The organism is Nocardiopsis exhalans (assembly GCF_024134545.1).
GTDB lineage: Bacteria > Actinomycetota > Actinomycetes > Streptosporangiales > Streptosporangiaceae > Nocardiopsis > Nocardiopsis exhalans.
Genome location: NZ_CP099838.1, coordinates 18607 through 36040, shown reverse-complemented (window position 1 = coordinate 36040; position 17434 = coordinate 18607). Strand labels below are relative to the sequence as shown.

17 protein-coding genes are annotated in these 17434 nt (G+C 68.1%); 16 read left to right on the top strand and 1 reads right to left on the bottom strand.

The annotated features are described in order from the left end of the window. Window positions 1-3: 3 nt before the first annotated feature. The 15 genes from NE857_RS33840 to NE857_RS33770 all read left to right on the top strand — a co-directional run bounded on the left by NE857_RS33840 (window position 4) and on the right by NE857_RS33770 (window position 9278). The gene (locus NE857_RS33840) at window positions 4-309 is read left to right on the top strand and encodes a hypothetical protein (protein ID WP_254422268.1); all 306 of its coding nucleotides are present in this window, start codon (window positions 4-6) and stop codon (window positions 307-309) included. Between the two features lie 93 nt (window positions 310-402). Beyond that, window positions 403-885, top strand: a complete 483-nt coding sequence (locus NE857_RS33835; RefSeq protein WP_254422267.1) for a hypothetical protein — start codon at window positions 403-405, stop codon at window positions 883-885. Between the two features lie 171 nt (window positions 886-1056). After that, on the top strand, window positions 1057-1266 hold the full coding sequence (locus NE857_RS33830) for a hypothetical protein (RefSeq protein WP_254422266.1): 210 nt from the start codon (window positions 1057-1059) through the stop codon (window positions 1264-1266). 94 nt (window positions 1267-1360) lie between these two features. After that, the gene (locus tag NE857_RS33825; RefSeq protein ID WP_254422265.1) at window positions 1361-1792 is read left to right on the top strand and encodes a hypothetical protein; all 432 of its coding nucleotides are present in this window, start codon (window positions 1361-1363) and stop codon (window positions 1790-1792) included. Beyond that, window positions 1785-2267, top strand: a complete 483-nt coding sequence (locus NE857_RS33820; RefSeq protein WP_254422264.1) for a hypothetical protein — start codon at window positions 1785-1787, stop codon at window positions 2265-2267. The genes NE857_RS33825 and NE857_RS33820 overlap by 8 nt, the downstream gene beginning before the upstream one ends. Before the next feature lie 168 nt (window positions 2268-2435). Further along, complete coding sequence (locus NE857_RS33815) at window positions 2436-2936, top strand: hypothetical protein (protein WP_254422263.1); 501 nt, start codon at window positions 2436-2438, stop codon at window positions 2934-2936. Between the two features lie 131 nt (window positions 2937-3067). Next, complete coding sequence (locus tag NE857_RS33810; RefSeq protein WP_254422262.1) at window positions 3068-3289, top strand: hypothetical protein; 222 nt, start codon at window positions 3068-3070, stop codon at window positions 3287-3289. Between the two features lie 171 nt (window positions 3290-3460). Next, window positions 3461-4456 carry a DUF3560 domain-containing protein gene (locus NE857_RS33805; RefSeq protein WP_254422261.1) on the top strand — a complete coding sequence of 332 codons (996 nt, stop codon included), beginning with the start codon at window positions 3461-3463 and terminating at the stop codon, window positions 4454-4456. Between the two features lie 171 nt (window positions 4457-4627). Next, window positions 4628-5866 (top strand): hypothetical protein, encoded by a 1239-nt coding sequence (locus NE857_RS33800; RefSeq protein WP_254422260.1) that lies wholly within the window; start codon window positions 4628-4630, stop codon window positions 5864-5866. A gap of 167 nt (window positions 5867-6033) precedes the next feature. Then, window positions 6034-6228: a hypothetical protein gene (locus tag NE857_RS33795; protein ID WP_254422259.1), complete on the top strand. Its 195-nt coding sequence runs from the start codon at window positions 6034-6036 to the stop codon at window positions 6226-6228. Between the two features lie 85 nt (window positions 6229-6313). Next, complete coding sequence (locus tag NE857_RS33790) at window positions 6314-6982, top strand: hypothetical protein (protein ID WP_254422258.1); 669 nt, start codon at window positions 6314-6316, stop codon at window positions 6980-6982. 167 nt (window positions 6983-7149) lie between these two features. Further along, the gene (locus NE857_RS33785) at window positions 7150-7530 is read left to right on the top strand and encodes a DUF6409 family protein (RefSeq protein ID WP_254422257.1); all 381 of its coding nucleotides are present in this window, start codon (window positions 7150-7152) and stop codon (window positions 7528-7530) included. 172 nt (window positions 7531-7702) lie between these two features. Next, a complete protein-coding gene (locus NE857_RS33780; protein ID WP_254422256.1) occupies window positions 7703-8065 on the top strand; it encodes a hypothetical protein in 363 nt (120 codons plus the stop codon). Window positions 8066-8151: 86 nt separating this feature from the next. Then, the gene (locus NE857_RS33775; protein ID WP_254422255.1) at window positions 8152-8607 is read left to right on the top strand and encodes a hypothetical protein; all 456 of its coding nucleotides are present in this window, start codon (window positions 8152-8154) and stop codon (window positions 8605-8607) included. A gap of 164 nt (window positions 8608-8771) precedes the next feature. Continuing rightward, entirely contained in the window at window positions 8772-9278 is a 507-nt protein-coding gene (locus tag NE857_RS33770; protein ID WP_254422254.1) for a hypothetical protein, read from the top strand. A 116-nt stretch (window positions 9279-9394) separates the two neighbouring features. On the opposite strand, the gene NE857_RS34640 is transcribed toward NE857_RS33770, so the two are convergent. Then, window positions 9395-10084 carry a nuclease-related domain-containing protein gene (locus tag NE857_RS34640; protein WP_363319965.1) on the bottom strand — a complete coding sequence of 230 codons (690 nt, stop codon included), beginning with the start codon at window positions 10082-10084 and terminating at the stop codon, window positions 9395-9397. Window positions 10085-10651: 567 nt separating this feature from the next. Here NE857_RS34640 and mobF point away from each other — a divergent pair. After that, a complete protein-coding gene (mobF, locus tag NE857_RS33765) occupies window positions 10652-17407 on the top strand; it encodes a MobF family relaxase (RefSeq protein WP_254422280.1) in 6756 nt (2251 codons plus the stop codon). Window positions 17408-17434 lie beyond the last annotated feature (27 nt).

Genomic DNA, 17434 nt, shown 5'->3' with positions numbered 1-17434 from the left:
GTCATGTCCTACGACTCAGAGCGCCAGGTGTTCGCCCAGCTCATCGATGCACTCGGCGCGTTCCTGGAGGCGCAGCCCGACGAGCACGACCCCGACGAGACCGGGGGAAGCATCCACGTCCACATCGAAGACGGCCCCGACCTGTGCTTCCCCTACGTCAGGCGAGGAGACGCCGAGCGCCTCACCGAGCTACTGCGCACCGCGACCAACAGCCCAGCGGACAACGAGGACGCCCCGCCCGCCCCGACCCCCGAGGAGGAGCAGCGGCGCCGAGGTCTGAGCGAACACCTCAACGAGTTGCCCTACTGACCACCCAAACCCCGCGCCGGCCGACCGGCCGGCGCGGCCCACCCCCAGGGGGAGACCGACACCCTCCCCCACCGCCCACGCGAGAGGACGAACATGACGCACCAGGCCATCGACCCGCACCAGGGTTGGACCCCACTCCCCCGCCAAGACTCCATCACCCGCCGGATCAGCGCCGCGCGCGTGCTGACCCGGGATCTGACCCCGTGCGTCAACAGCGGATGGTTGCCCACCCCCGAGGAGGTCACCGCGGCCATCGGCCATGTCCTGGTGCTGTTGGACCACCAGGGCCAGGACGTGGCCGCCGCCCTGGTGCTGGTGCCCGGCATCGTCCGCAGCGACCAGGCCCAGAGCGCCGACGCCTACGGCCCCCACCGCGCCGAGCACTACGCCGCCGCCCCGGCCCTGTCCACCAGCGGCCTGTATGAGGCCGAGGTGTTGCTCGGATGGGCCCCCGAGGTGAGCATCCCGGGAGAGCCGCCCATCCGCCGCACCAGCGAAGCCGTCGCCGAGATCCTGGCCGGGTTCGTCCACCTTGTGCGACAGGCCCAGGCCGAGCAGGACCGCGGCCGAAGCTGACCCAACCCCGCCCATGCGAGCCCGTGCCGGAGAGAATCCGGCGCGGGTTTTCGCGTTTTTGCTGGTGGTTGTGGCTCAATCACACCCCAACTACTGATATACTCATATTGAAAGCGCGGCAGGGGAGACCGACACCCTCCCCCCGCACCGCCCACACGAAAGGCAAACCCGATGAGCACCGAGGTCCTGCACCACGCGGTTGTCACCCACCTGAGCGCGGCCGCCCTGGCCCTGGTCGACGGTGACGCCCAGACGGCGAACACCCGCCTTGACCAGGCCACACACGGCACGTTCATCCTCAAGGCCCAGGGCGCGCCGGTGCAGTCCCTGGCCGAGCGCCTGGACCGGTTGCACTCCCGTTGGGAGACCATGCAGGGCTGAACCGCCCCACGGGGCCGCCCCACCCAGGGCGGCCCCGCCCCGCCAGGGGAGACCGACACCCTCCCCCACCGCCCACACGAAGAAGGAAGACACCATGATCGAGTTCCCAGCCCAGACCCGCACCGCGCGCATCACCTCCGCGCGCGCCGCACTCAAGGCCTACGCCGAGTCCGAAGGCGTCAGCGGGCACGAGGCCATGACCGGATTGATCACCGACGTACTGCACACCGCAGCCGAGGACGGGCACGACGCCGGATCCATGCTGAACCAGGCCGAACGCCACGTCACCGAAGAGGCCGAGCAGACCGAGGCCGCCCACATCGTCGGCGCTACCGTGCGCCTGCGCGTGGTCAGCTACAGCATCGGCATGAACACCGAAGATCTGGAACAGGCCCTGCGCTTTGGCGTGGGAGCCCTGGACTTGCTGGTGGAGACCGAAGACGAGACGAACGCCGAGCGCATCATGCCGTGGGTGCGCGTAGAGGAGCTGCGCACCGAGGAGCGCTACTGCGCCGACGATGCCTGACCGCCCATCCGAGCGGGGAGAGACCGACACCCTCCCCCGCGCCGCCCACACGAAGAAGGAAACCGCCATGCACCACCAGGACACCGACCCCCGCATCGCCCGCGTTGCCGTTCTCGGAGAGGCCACCGTCACCAACGGCGCGCAACGGCGCGTGCTGCGCACCGACGACGGCCGCACCTGGGTTGTCTCCACCGCGCGCCACGAGGCCGCGCCCGAGGGCGAGACCCTTGTCATGCTCGTGCAGCCCGATGGGGAGCTCAACGGCGACCCCGTGGTGGAGTTGGACGGAATCGACCCCGACCAGGCACAGGCGCGATTCACCCAGGCCTACGAGAGCGCCACCCTGCGCGAGCCCGCCCACGAGAGCGGACACCACCAGCAAGCGCCCGAGACCGCCACCGAGGAAGCGTGTGAGGCGCTCCGTTCGCGCCTGCGCCGCCCCGGGGGGCACCTGCGCGCCGTGCCGCGGCCCTAACCCCCGCCCCCCGCGAGCCCGTGCCGGAGAGAATCCGGCGCGGGTTTTCGTGTTTTCGCTGGTGGTTGTGGTTCAACCACACCCCAACTACTGATATACTCATATTGAAAGCGCGGCAGGGGAGACCGACACCCTCCCCCCGCACCGCCCACACCAGGGAGAACACCCGTGCCCAACGCACAGCAGATGGACCAGGCCCGCGAGATCGCCGCCGACTTCCACAACGGCCAGACCAGCGCGCTCTACGCGTTCGCCAGCGGCAGCCAGGTCACCGACCGCGACCAGGCCCGCGCCGAGATCCGCGCCTGCGAACGCCAGGCCGACCCGGCCCAGCGCGCCCGCCTGGACACCCTGCGCGCGGCGATCGACCAGCAGGCCGACGCCCAGCAGCGCCAGATCCTCGCCGACATCCTCAGGGCCCCCAAGCCCGAGGTGTGGTCCCTGGACCACACCCAGCCCGGAGCACTGGAGGCCGACAGGGCCCACGTCACGGCGATGATCGAGCGCGCGGCCCGCGAACTTGAGTTCCCGGCGTACGCAGGCTTTGTCGCCCACCTCGGCATCCACCTCGACCGGATGGCAACCGCCTACCACGCCCCCAAGGCCGTGCGGAAGGCCTTGCAGGCCCACGCTGACCAGGAGCTAGAGCGCATCAACGACCAGGACTGAACCCGCCCCCGGGGCGCCCCCGCAGCGGGGGCGCCCCGCCCCAGCCCCGCGCCGACAAGCCCGGCGCGGCCCCAGCCCCACGGGGAGACCGACACCCTCCCCACCGCCCAACGCGAAGGAGACAACCCACCATGACCACCACCGGCAACACCCCGCCGCAGACCGTTGACGCTAGCGAACTGCGCGCCGACGACACCGTACACACCACGTGGGGACCGGCCCGCGTGCTGCGCGACCCCGAGCCCGCGCCCGAGCACCCCGCGTTGGTGCGCCTCCCCCTGATCATCCCCGGCCGGGGCAGGAGTGAGTGGACCGTGCGCGCCGATCGGCAGGTCGAGCGCGCCCAGGACTAGCCCGACTACTCAGGAGGTGCGGCGAGTTTTCTCGCCGCACCCTCTGCACATTTTCCCTGGTGGATATGGTCAGAGCACGCCGCAACTACTGATATACTCATAATGAAAACGCGGCAGGGGAGACCGACACCCTCCCCCCGCACCGCCCACACGAAGGAAGAAGCCACACCCGTGATCGAGATCAACCACGACCGCGAACAGGGAACCCTGGTCGAGGGCACCGCCAAGGGCGACGGAACCGGCCCCATCCTGAAGGCGGAAGGATTCCGCTTCTCCCGCAACCTCGGCGCCTGGTACGTGCCCCACTCGCGCCGCAAGGCCGCCAAGACGTGGGTCATCAACCCCGCCGCCGACAAGCTGCGCGCGGCCGGACACGAGGTCAGCGTCACCATCGACAACACCACCCCGGCCGCGACATCGTTCGCCGAGCACGAGGCCGCCAGCTACGACCGCGCCGAGGACCGCGCCGAGCGCTACGCCGAGCGCGGCGAGCGCGCCACCGGCCACGCCCAGGCCTTGGAGGCCGAAGCCAAGAAGCGCGCGGACGCCATCCCGTTCGGTCAGCCGATCCTGATCGGCCACCACAGCGAGAAGCGTGACCGTCGTTACCGAGAGGGCATCGGCCGCAAGTTCGACCAGTCCGCCCAGGAGGCCGGGCGTGGACGCTACTGGAAAGAGCGCGCCCAGGCCGCCCAGGGCTACCGGTCCGGCCGCGAGAACCTCGGCGTGACCCTGCGCCGAATCGAGAAGCTGGAGGCCGAGGAGCGCCGCATTGAGCGCAACTTGGCGCGGACGAGCAATGAGGACTACCGGGACCGACTCACGGCCGATCTCGCCGAGACCAACGAGCAGTTGGCCTACTGGCGAGAGGCGGTCGCCGAGGCCGAGGCCAACGGCGCCAAGGTCTGGCGTAAGGAGGACTTCGCCAAGGGCGACTACGTCCGTTGCCATGGCACCTGGTGGGAAGTGCTGCGCGTCAACCCCAAGTCGGTGACGATCCCCCACAGCCACACCGGAATCGGTGAGCCCATCATGAACAAGGAGCGCGCCAAGAGCAGGCGCATGGGTGAGTTCACCGACAAGGTGCCCTACGACAAGGTCACCGGCCGGATGAGCGCCGAGGAGGCCGTCCCGCTGCTGGCCGCCACCGCCAAGCCGCAGGAGTAACCACCCCGCCCCGAGAGAGCCCGCGCCGGAGAGAATCCGGCGCGGGTTTTCGTGTTTTTGGTGGTGGTTGTGGTTCGAGGACACCCCAACTACTGATATACTCATATTGAAAGCGCGGCAGGGGAGACCGACACCCTCCCCCCGCACCGCCCACACCAAGGAGCGCACCCGATGAACGGCACCGACACCCAGACCAGGACCGCCACCGTGCACACGGCCAGCGTCGAATGGGAGTTGACCGGCGAGGAGATGAAGGCGACCGTCGCCCGGCTGGAGGCCGCCAACCAGCGCGCCACGGACCGCGGACTCTCCGGCCGCTACAGCTGGACCATCGACCCCGAGCACCACACCCGCACGCGGCACGTGTGCCTCGGCGACGGTGAGGGCCCCGAGGCCTACGACGTCCAGGTGCAAACCATCACCGTCACGGGCCAGGTGCCCAGTTTCGGAGGGTGGCAGGTTCTGGCCCGGTTCCACCAGGACGCCGAAGGCGTGGCCACCTACCACGCCGAACCCGGGTTCGAGTTCGACCCCGAGGCCTACGACCCCGCCCAGTGCGATTACTGCCGAATCCGGCGCGAGCGCACCAAGACCTACGTGCTTGCCCACGCCGAAAGCGGCCAGGTCACGCAGGTGGGTTCATCCTGCCTGGCCGACTTCCTCGGCGTTAACGTCAGCCCCGCCGTCATCGAGGCCAGCGGCAGCCTGTTCGGCGACGTCGAGGAGGCCACCCACAGCGGCGGATACGGCGAGGACACCCACCCCGTGCCCGTGGTGTTGGCCATCGCGGCCGCAGCCGTCCGCCGAGCGGGATGGACCCCCCGCAGCACCGACGACCCCCGCGCCACCCCCACGGCCGATCTCGTGAGTGATGCCCTTAACGGCCGCAGCCGCAGCGCCCAGGAGCTGCGCGAAGCGTTGCGGCCCACCGAGACCGACCACGAGACCGCCCGCCAGGCCCAGGCATGGACCCAGGACCACGAGGGAGACAGCGAATACATCCAGAACCTGCGCGCAGTCATGAGCGCCGACAACGTCAGCCCCCGCAACCTCGGCCTAGCGGTCAGCGCCGTTGGCACCTACCAGCGCGCCCAGGAGGCCGAGCGCGACCGCCAGGCCGCCAAGTCCAGCCAGTGGGTGGGAGAGGTCAAGCAGCGCCAGGAGCGCACCCTTACCGTGCTCAACGTGCGCACCATCGAGCGCGAGGCCTACCACTACTACGACAGCGGGCTTAGCTGGCTGGTCACGTTCGCCGACACCGACGGCAACCGGTTCAAGTGGTTTGCCAGCAAGGAACCCGAGTTCGAGACGGGCCAGACCGTGACCGGAAAGGCCACGATCAAGGAGCACACGACCTACCGCGAGGTGAAGGAGACCGTACTCACCCGCTGCAAGTTCGAGGTGAACTAGCCCCGAGACCGCGAGCCCGTGCCGGAGAGAATCCGGCGCGGGTTTTCGTGTTTTTGGTGGTGGTTGTGGTTCGACCACACCCCAACTACTGATATACTCATATTGAAAGCGCGGCAGGGGAGACCGACACCCTCCCCCCGCACCGCCCACACGAAAGAGAGCACCCGATGCAGAGCACCACCCGCGAGCCCAAGGTCTCCGGCAACACGCGCGGTCTTGGCGACAGGACCAGCATCCGCAACAACCGCCGCGGAATCAGCATGCGGGGGGTCAAGGTCGAGTACAACCGCAAGCACCGCCGCACGGTTCGCGCGCACGCGGCCGCCGAACTCGCCGACTACTTCGCCCACGGCGCCTACTAGACCAGCCCGCCGCCGCCCCGCCCCGGGGCGGCGGCCCCGAAGGGGAGACCGACACCCTCCCCCCGCCCCACGCGAAAGGCTCAGCATGAACCCGCAGGCCATCACGGACCCGAGCGGCCGCTACGCCCGCTATCTGCACCAGTGGAACCGGTACACCACCACCCGTGGAGAACTGGCCACCGCCCAGGCCCGCCGGGAGCAGGTCCGAGACCTCAGGCGGGTACACCGCGCCCACCGACACGAGATGACCGCACAGGCCCAGTCCCCGCGCTGGTGGCCGTTCAGCACGCGCCGACAGACCCAGGCCCGCTATGCAGCGCAGCGAGCCATGGACGTGGTCGAGGCCACCACTTACGCGGTCAACGAGTTGGGCAAGCTCATCGAGATGCTGACCGCCCAGCGGGAACAGGCCCACCAGGCCGCTACCGAGGCGCGCGCCGAGTGGGAAGCCGAATACGCAGCGCGGGAGCGTTTCGAGGCCGGAGACGAGCCCCGAGACCACACCGAGCGCGGACTGTTCGCCGAGTTCGCCAAGCAGGACGAGCAAGGACGCCGAGGCCCGGAGGGTCGCCGGATGGAAGAGGCCCTGAACCGGTTCAACCAGCTTAAGCCCGCCCGCACCGACGAAGAGCGCGAGTGGTACCGCGAGTGGGCCGAACTGGAATGGGAGAAGGTCCCGACCATGGACGAGTTGGCCGAGCAGCGGCAGGCCGAGCGTGAACGCCGCTACCACGAGGACGAAGCACCGTTCTAGCAGCCCTACCGCGAGCCCGTGCCGGAGAGAATCCGGCGCGGGTTTTCGCGTTTTTGGTGGTGGTTGTGGTTCGAGGACACCCCAACTACTGATATACTCATATTGAAAGCGCGGCAGGGGAGACCGACACCCTCCCCCCGCACCGCCCGCACCAAGGAGCGCACACCATGACCAACACCGCCACCCAGGCCCCCGCCGCCGGTCAGTTCGTTCTCGCCCACGTCTGGAGCAACGGCAGCCGCAGCGAAACGGCCAAGCGCGGCGTGGTTCTCGGCCCCTGGTTCACGATCCCCGAGAACAGCCACCAGCTGATCTGGTTCCCCGAGATGGGAGCGCCCGCCGCAGGCGAGAGCGTCCAGCCCATCGAGGACGAGCACATTATCCCCACGTGGGACGCGGCCCACCTGGACAGCGCCCCCGTGGCTCAGGTGGCCGAGTACCACCGTCAGATCAGCGAAGCCCCGACGATGGGCCAGGAGTGGGAGCGCGTGCGCGCGGACGTTCTGCCCATGCTGGAAAGCCGTTTGCAGGAGCGCGCGGACGGTTAGCCGTCGCGCCCTACCGCGAGCCCGTGCCGGAGAGAATCCGGCGCGGGTTTTTGCGTTTTCGCTGGTGGTTGTGGTTCGAGGACACCCCAACTACTGATATACTCATATTGAAAGCGCGGCAGGGGAGACCGACACCCTCCCCCCGCACCGCCCACACGAAGGAGCGCACACCATGGCCCGCATCACCGTTGCCCAGGCCCGCACCAACCGTCTCGCCCGCCGCACCGCCCGCCGCGCCAAGGTCGCCGAGCGCGCCGCAGCCCGCGCCGCCTACCGCGCCGAACTTCACACCGTGGCAAGCCACCTGCGCAACCTCGGAGCCGACGCCGCCACCGCTACCGGAATTGCGGCCAGTCTCAGGAAGAAGATGGGTCCCGGAGTCCGAGGGTTCTCCGCACGGTCCCTCACCGACGGCCGCCGCCGCCCCTGCACCCGCTACACCCGCGCTCAGGTTCTGGCCGCCCTGGCCGCCTACAAGCCCCGCAAGGCCGCCTACAAGGACGCCCGCACCCACGTTCTCGGCCTGGCCGCCTAAGAAGGCCACCACCCACCCGAGCGGGGGGAGACCGACACCCTCCCCCCCCCGCACCGCCCACACCGAAGCACGAAAGAGAGCCCGCCATGACCACGAACCAGCCGGTCACCATCACCACCACCCACGAGGGAGGAGTCACCCACACCGCACCCCGCCCCGAAACCGAGACCCACGACGACACATTCAGGCGCGCCCGCACGCTGACCTACTCCCCCGACGTCCAGGCCGTGCGCGTGGAGCGAGGCGACCAGATCGTCAAGGAGTACGGCCCCGCCAGCATCAACCCCCTAGAGGGAGGAATCCGCCCCACGTTGTGGCACGTGCTCAACATCCACACCGAGCACATCCACGACGCCTACGCCAACGAGGCGCGCAAGGCCATCGAGTCCGGCAACGCGGCTGAGGCACACCAGTACATGCGACGTATGGACGAAGCGGCCCAGCGCTACGCCACCTACCCCCAGGCCAGCAAGGAGGCAGTAGCGGACATGGACAGTGTCGGTTTCGGAATCGGCGCGATGTACAGCGCGGCTTTCGCCTAGCCAGCCCGCGAGCCCGTGCCGGAGAGAATCCGGCGCGGGTTTTCGCGTTTTCGCTGGTGGTTGTGGTTCGACCACACCCAAACTACTGATATACTCATATTGAAATCGCGGCAGGGGAGACCGACACCCTCCCCCCGCACCGCCCACACCAAGGAGCGCACACCATGCCCATGCTCGGCACCCCCTCCCCCGACATCACCATCACGACCGTCATGACCAACGGCCGCAACCACCTCGCCACGTACCCCACCGGATACCCCACTGGCACACACGACGCAGTCAAGGCAGCCCGATTCCTCGCCCACGCCGACGGAGTCGCGCGGGTTGTGGTCGCTCACGGCCCCGACCGGTACCGGCCCAACCGCCCGGCCGGCCAGATCTGCGACATTCCCGCGATCCGCTTTGCCCCGGACTTCAACGGCCCCCGGCCCGCCCCGTTCAAGGTCGAGCGCGCCTTGCGCGAGCACATCCACGACAGCTACGCCGAAGCTGTTCGCGTGGCGATCATCCATGGCGACCGCGACCGCGCCGACCGGATGACCCGAGCGCGCGACCATGCCGCAGCCCGCTACGCCCAGGCCCCGGACCCCGAGGACGCGGCCATCCGCGAGATGACCGACGAACGCGACTACGTCGCGACCCTGTACGCCCAGGAGTTCAACGTGAGCTGAACCAAGTGACCAACGCTGTAGGGCCCGCACCGGATGATCCGGTGCGGGCCCTACAGCGTTGGCGATGAAGTCGCCCGACTCGGTAGCCGAGTAACGCCAAATCGGCCCCGAGTTGGTCACCGTTGCCGGTACGCGGGGAGCCGTTCGCGGACCACCGCCGCAGCAGCCGCCACGTCATCTGTGGAGAACATCCGAGGCCGCTCACGGAGCCAGGGAACCACCGCTTTCGCGGACATGATCCGAACACCCGAGGCCGAAAACTTGCGCCAACTCGGAAACCTCGAATTCGGCACATGCACCGCGAGGAGCGCCGTCACGTTCACCCGATGCCCGAGTCCATGGGAGAGCACCCGGGACACCTCCTTTGATTCCCACTGTGTCGAGCGAACAAGCAACGGGCCACCAGCCTTACCAATCCGGATCCAGCCATCACGGCCACCAAACCGGACCGCGCCACGGCGATACTTCGAGTCCACCAGAAAGATCCCAGGTTCCCCGATCACCAGGTGATCAACATTGGCAGAGGAACCGGGGAGCGACAGATCATGGAACACCACCCAGCCATCCCGACGGAGCCGGTTAAGACGCCACGCCGTACGTCGTTCCCCGCGTGCGCCCAAACGCCACCGATACGAGGCGGCGCGACGCCGAACCACGATAGACACCAGGAGCGCCAGGACCACGCCCACGACAGCGCCCACGGCCGGAGAGATTAGGACGCCCGCGAGGATTCCACCGACGAGGCCGAAGACCAAGGAAAGGGCGATCAATGCGGGTAGCTCTGCCCGAGCCAACGTGTGAGACATCCGGGAGGCAGACGCACCAGCACCGCCAAGGGAGGAACCGGAGTCAGGAGAGAAGCCACGGTTTTCGGTGGCGGACATAGCGGATACCTCACATGTTCCAGATGGTTGGGGAAGACCACGATACCGAGCCGAGCACGGTGGTAACAGTACGGCGGGAAAACGGGACCGGTAACAGGGGAAGGAGACCCGCGAGAGCGGGTAACAAAGTCGGACGGACAAGAGGAGCCAGAACCCCAGAGACGGTAACAGTATTCGCGCGAAAAAATACCCGACTGACGGCGGGTATTTGCGGTTTAAGAGGCGGATTGAATTGTCGGTGAACCATACCAGAAAAGGCCGCCAGCGGCGCCCAGGAGGCAGCAGGCGCACCAGCAGTACCCAGCCTCAGTCTTGCCCTTCAGGTTGCACTGAGAGCCTCTACGAGGCTCTCAGGTCCTCCCCTGGCATCCTGCCAGGTAGGAGGCCCAACAACCTAAAACAACTCCACACACCTAGGCATCTTGATGTCATGGTAGGGTGTCTAGCGTTGTCAGTCGTGTGCTCGCCACCCGGGGGGAGGTCGCTTCCATGCTCAGCCTGGTGACCGGCTACGACCCCGGATATCTCACCAGGGGCGCGCAGTCGCCGAAGAATTACTACCTGGCTGCCGTTTCACAGCACGGGGAGCCGCCAGGGCGTTGGTGGGGCGCGGGGGCCGCAGCACTCGACTTGACACCAGGATCGGTCATAGACCCGCTTGTCATGGAGCAGTTGTACTCGACGCTTTATGACCCACGGGACCCGAACTTCATAGATGGACCCGAAGAGGATCGGGCTCGTCTCGGCCAGCGCCCAAAGCGCTTTAAGGACGCCGAGGCCTGGTACGAGGACCTGCTTTCCAATGAGCCCGAGGCCAGCGCGGAGCGGCGCGAGGAACTGTGGACCGATGCCACACAGCGGGCCGAGCGCGCCCGAACGGTTTTTTTCTACGACGCCACTTTTTCTCCCGTTAAGAGCGTTTCCCTTCTGCACGCCGGGTTGCAGGCAGCCGCCCAAGTTGCCGAGGAGCAGGGCAACGCTGGACTTGCCGAGCAGTATCGAAAGGCGGCAACGGCGGTTGAGGATGGGGTGAGGCTCGCTGCGAGCGCCTCCCTTGACTATCTGGTGAACCACGCTGGGGACGCGCGTTTCGGGCACCATGGCCCCAAGGTTGAGGGGCGCAGCACCGGAAAATGGACGGATGCAGGGAATTTCGTTGTTGCGCAATTCTTTCAACATTCGAATCGCGAAGGAGAACCTGCACTTCATATTCACCAGGCCATTCTGAATAGACAATTGTGTGCAGATGGAAAATGGCGGGGAATTGATTCGCGGGCTCTCTTTAAGTCGCGTGCGGGCGCAGCGGCGGTGGGCGAACGTTCCCTGATGGAGTACCTCACCCGCACTCTGGGCGTGGAATGGGTTCAGCGCGCTGACGGCAATGGTTGGGAGGTCAAGGGCGTCGAGCCCGCACAGATCACCGCGTTCAGCACGAGACGGGCTCGAATCACCGCTGAGTTGGATCGACTTCTGGGCGAATACGAGCGTAATCACGGGCACCAACCCTCTGCCCGTGCTCTGTTCAAGATCTCCCAGCACGTGACCACCAACAGCCGTCCCTCTAAGGGTGAGAAGGTGCTCAGCCGCGCAGCGATGCTCAAGCGGTGGGAGGACAAACTCAACCGAGAAGAGGTCTCCAGCCTGCTTAAGATCCCGGCCCGGGTGCTGGGCCGTCTGCGTCCGGACCGTGCTGTGGAGCCCTTCACTGCGCAGATCGAGGGCAACGATGCTCTGATGGAGCGGATCCTCACCACCGCGGTGGCCCGAGTTCAGGAGGCCAAGCCCGAGTTCTCCCGCCATGACCTGTTGCGTCGCATCAACGACGAACTCCCGGCGTACCTGGGCATCCTGGGCGGTCCTCACCTGGAGCGGCTGCTGAACCAACTCACTGACCTGGCCCTGGACCCGTCCGGTCCCGCCGGTGTGAGGCTGCTCAACGCCCCCGACATCGTGGACGTGCCCGCTGAGCTGCGTCGCGCGGACGGTACTTCCGCCTACCTGGCGCCCAACGCCCAGCGATACACCACGCTCAGCGAGATGGACCTCCAGCAGCGTCTGACCGCGGAGGCCCTGCGGGACAACGCCCCCCGGGTGCGATTCACCCAGCTGGTCCAGCATGACCTGGTCTGGTCGCCCATCCAGCTGCGTTGCCCCGAGCTGGTGGGCCGGTTCGTGCTGGCTCAGCAGACGCTGGCCTCGCCGGCACCGCAGGCCCCACACCAGCCGCTGGCGGCGCAGGACTGGCAGGTGCTGGTCGTTGAGCAGTTGGATGGACTGCTGAGTCAGCCCTGGCAGGACTGGCCCACAGTCGCCCGTGAGCTGGCCGCGTTCGTCCCGCCCCGGTACACCCAGGTCGCATCTGAGACTCTCGGCTACTTGATGATGCTGACCCGGGATGAGGACCCCGAGGTCCGTGAGCGAATCGTTGAGGCGTTTACGAGTGAGCTGGTGGGCCGGCGACTTGCTGAGGAACCGGCCGAACTCGGCAGCGAAGGCGAGGACATCGAAGCCGAAGTCAACGAAACACATGAAGGAAGTAGCTCCGATTCTCATGAAAATCATGAGTCGGAGGGCGCTTTTGATCACGTTGACGAGGAGCGCGAGCGGACCGCGACACCCCCGCCGGTGCCCGAGGAAACCCCGCAGATCCAGCGCCTGCTGGACGCTACCGCCGAGGCCGTGGCCTACTACCAGGGCCAGCTCAACGCCCCGGCCGGGCAGGACGCCCGCCGGTACATGACCCAGGAGCGAGGCCTGGCCCACGCTGTGGCCGAGGATGCTCCCTGGCAGGTCGGCTACGCCCCCAACGAGTGGAACGGGCTGTTCCTGCACCTGAGCAAGCTCGGCTACACCAACGACGAGTTGGAAGCGGCTGGATTGGTCAAGCGCAGCGCCCGCACCGGTACCTACTACGACCGGTTCCGCGGCCGCATCATGCTGCCTGTCACCGACGAACACCAGCGCCCCGTCGGATTCACCGCCCGTCTCCTGCCGGGAATCACCGACGATCCGGATGTACCCAAGTACATCAACGGTCCGGAGACCGAGATCTACCGCAAGGGCGAAATCCTCTACGGCATGGGCCAGCAGCAGGCCGCCCTGGCCGCCGGCGCGCGCCCGGTCATCGTGGAGGGCCCGCTGGACGTGTTGGCCGTCAACCTCGCCCAGGACCAGGACCACCCGCAGCTGACCGCGCTGGCGACCTGCGGAACAGCCCTGACCGACGAACACGTGCAGTTGGTGTCCGACCAGGCCGACGACGGTGTGGGCCTGGTCGTGGCCTTCGACCCCGACAAGGCCGGCCGCAAGGCCGCCAAACGGGCCCACGAGCGCCTGCACTCCTACGAGGGCCCGGTACACGCCGCCGTCCTGCCCGAGGGCCAAGACCCAGGCGACCTGGTCGGCGAGCCCGAGCGTCTCAACACGCTGCTCAACGAGCGTGAACGGACGCTGTCGGTGGCAGTGCTGGAGTACGACATTGAGCAGATCGTGGACGCCCGCCGCCACCGCCCAGTGCGCACCGAGCAGTCAGGCCCGACCACACGCTACGAGCTGGTGCACGAGGCCGCCGTGTCCTGGGGTTTCGAGCCGCCTGCGCCCGGTGAGGTCCCCGACTGGGAGCCGTCTCGCACCTACGAGGGCCCCCCAGAGGGGGAGCTCACGGTCGAGGATCGCGCGGCCGTGGCCCGTGCTGCCGCCCGCCTGGTCCCCGCCGATGACCTTGTCCTGGCACGTCACGCCCTGGCGCACCTGCATGCGGTGATGGGACTGGAGGACGACCCCGGTATGGGTGAGGCCGTCCAGCTCTCGTTCCTCAACGAGTTCACCGAACAGGACCGCACCGAGGAAAGCCACGCCGAGGGTGACCCGTGGAAGCCCGTCACGGCGAAGTCGACCGGTAGCCGCGGCGGAGTCGAGCCGACTCAGCCGCAGCAAACCCCCGTGGTCGAAATCGAGGCGCCCACCCACTCCGAGCAGGCTCAGGCCGAGGTCACGAATCAGGGTGAAGTCGATACGTTCGGCCACGAAGCTCTCCCGCCGGTGACCCAGTACGAGCTGGCCCTGCGTCACGTCATGGCGGAGTCCCCCACGCTTCGCCAGGACCAGGCCGCAGCGATCGCCGGAATCATCACCAGCGGCCGCGGCGTGGACATGCTGGTGGGTCCGGCCGGATCCGGTAAGTCCTACGTGCTCGCCAAGCTCGCCCAGGTGTGGAAGGCACGCACCGATACCCCGGTCGTGGGTTTGGCGCTGGCCCAGAACGCCGCCAACGTCCTGGCGAACGAGGGGATGTCCTCGGCGTACAACATCGAGAAGTGGCTGCGGTTGATCGAAGCCGGAAGGGTTCGGATCGTTCCTGGCCAGCTCATCGTGGTCGATGAATACTCGATGGTCCCCAACGACCAGCTGGCCAAGATCCAGTCGTTGGCCACCCGGGCCCGCGCCAAAATCGTCTGGGCAGGCGACCACGAGCAGTTGCCTGCCCCGGCGGCCGGCGGTATGGGCCGCTACCTTGCCCAGGTCGGCGGCGCCTACGAGCTGACCGAGGTGGCCCGGTTCTCCGCACAGTGGGAGCGCGAGGCCTCGCTGGAACTGCGTGAGGGCAGCCCCGAGGCTCTGCTCGCCTACGACAAACGCGGCCGACTGTTCGCCGGGATCCGGGCGGACGTTGAGGCCCAGGCCCTGCGGTCCTATCTGGCCGACTTGCTCGCCGGACGTGACAGCCTGCTGCTCACCAGTACCAACGAGTCCGCCGCCCAGCTCTCGGCCCGCGTGCGCGCCGAACTGGTCGAGATCGGCCGGGTCGAGCCCGAGGGCATCACGCTGGCCGACACCAACGCGGCCGGCGTCGGTGACCGGATCATGGCGCGCGCCAACGAGACCCGCGTCCAGGTCGGCACGGGTACGCGCACCTTGACCAACCGCGACGTGCTTCACGTGGTCGAGACGCGCCCCGATGGCAGCATTCGCGCCGTCCTGCACGGCACCCAGGACCAGCAGGAGCCGACCTACGTCACTCTGCCCGCCGCCTACGTCGCCGAGAACGTGGAGCTGGGCTACTCCGGTACGGCGCACTCGGCTCAGGGCCGCACGGTCGACACCTGTCACGGCATCGTGGACGAGGCCACCAGCAGGCAGATGTGGTATGTCCTGATGACCCGCGCCCGCAACGGCAACTACGCCTATGCCGTCGCCGAGCGCGAGCGCGTCGCCGATCTGCGCACCGGACCCGAACAGTCCGAGGAGGAAGTAGCCCGCCAGCGCACGGCCGCGGCCCGCGAGCGCGGAGAACTCAACACCGAAGTGGAGTTCATCGACACCGAAGTCGACGCTCAGGGACAGGCCGCCGCCGACGCCCAGCAACGGCGCGACCTGGACAACCAGCGGCTCGGCGTGTTCACCCGAGTCCTGGAACGCGACGCCGCGACCCCCACGTCCATCGAGGCGATGTACGGCGAGTTCGAGCGGGCCCGCCACAGCGCCCACCTGGGCGCCATGTGGCTGGACAGCACCCGCACCTACCAGAGCATCGCCTACCTGGAGCGCGCCGTGGCCCGCGGCACCCTGGACCGGGACGACGCTAACAAGGCCCTGAAGGAGGACGAGCTTTCCACCCTGGGCCGACTGCTCAACCGGTTGGAATCGGCTGGCCTGGATGCGGACGGCATCCTTGACCAGGCGTTCACCTACTGGGTGGGAGAACTGGACTCGGCCGAGTCGATTTGCAGCGTGCTGGACTGGCGCATCAAACACCTGGCTGAGGAACAGGGCATCGACCTCGACGCGCTGGAGATCCCCGAAGAAGAGATCCACGCCAACCAGGTCCAGCGCACCAAGCCCCTGGGAATGCCCAGCATCGACCGCTTCCGGTTCGAAGTCGCCGAGGCTATGGACGACCGGGCCGAGGAACTCGCCCACCGAGCCGCCGAGCGCACCCCCCCATGGCTGGCCGAACGCATCGGGCTCCCCCCGGCGGCGAACGAGTTCGGCGAGCCCACCGAGGAGCGCCAGACGTGGCTGAGCCGGGCTCGCGCGATCCTGTCCTACCGCGAACAGTGGATGTACGAAGCCGAGACCGACGCCATCGGCCCGGCCCCCTCCAAGACGGAGCCCGAACGACGAGCCTCCTGGCTGGCCGCCCACGAGGCCCTCGGCAACCAGGGTGAGCAGGACCTGGCCACGATGGGTGTGGGCGACCTGTACGCCCTGCGTGCCGCCTACGCCCGCCAGACCCAGTGGGCGCCGGCCTACGTGGCCCCGCAGCTGCGCGCCGCCTCACTCCAGGCCCGCGACCTGTCCGACGAAGCCGACATCCTCAGGGCCCGCGCGGCGAAGGTCGAGGACCCCGAGCGCCAGGCCGGTCTGCTGGCCCGCGCCGCGGCCCGCACCGAACTGGCCCAGGAGCTTCGAGAGCACTGCCGTGAACTCTCGGAGATCGACGCCGCGCGCGATGGCTGGTACGAGGTCACCGAGGACCAGCGGGTGCTCGCCCAGCGCGCCGATGGAGAGTTGCGCCGCCGTGCCCGTGAGGATCTGCGGGCCGAGCGTGAACCCCGGGTGGACGTGGAGTCGCTGCCCCCGCTGCACCTGGACACCGACGAGGCCCGCGAGCGCGAGGCCGAACGCCAGCGTCGGGCCGAGCTGGTCGAGGCCGAGCACGAACGCCAGTGCGAGGGCCAGGAGGAGTTGGGCCTGGAGCTGCCCGAGCCCCGGACCCGGACGACGGATCCCGAGCAGGAGCAGGAGCGCCAGGAGGCCCAGCGCGTCGACGTGGAGCGCCAGGAGGAGCCGGAGGTGGCCCCGGACCAGTTGAGCCTGGACGTCCGCGAGGGCGAACTCGTCCCCGGGCAGGAGTGGCGTGCTGACTGGCTGGCCCAGCGCGAGCGCGACGGCGTCGATGACGACCAGTTGAGTCTGGACGTCCGCGAGGGCGAACTCGTCCCGGGCCGCACGATGCCCGCGGACCGCGAGGCCGAGCTGGACCGGATGATCGACCAGGCCCGCCTCGCTGGAGAGGTTGCCACCTCGCGGGCCGAGGCTGAGCGCGAAGTCGAGCATGAGGAGGTCCTCCAGCGCCACCGTGAGCAGGCCCATGAGATCGACGAGGCCCTGTTGGAGCGCGAGCGCGTGGCCCGGGAGGAACTCGAAGAGCGCGAGGCCGAGCGCAGTGAGGTCGAGCGCGAGGAGCTGGAGCCGGAACCTGAGCGGGTAGTGGAGCCCGAGGAGGAGGAAGTGGAGCTGTAGCCTCGCCGCGGTCGACTGGAACGGCTT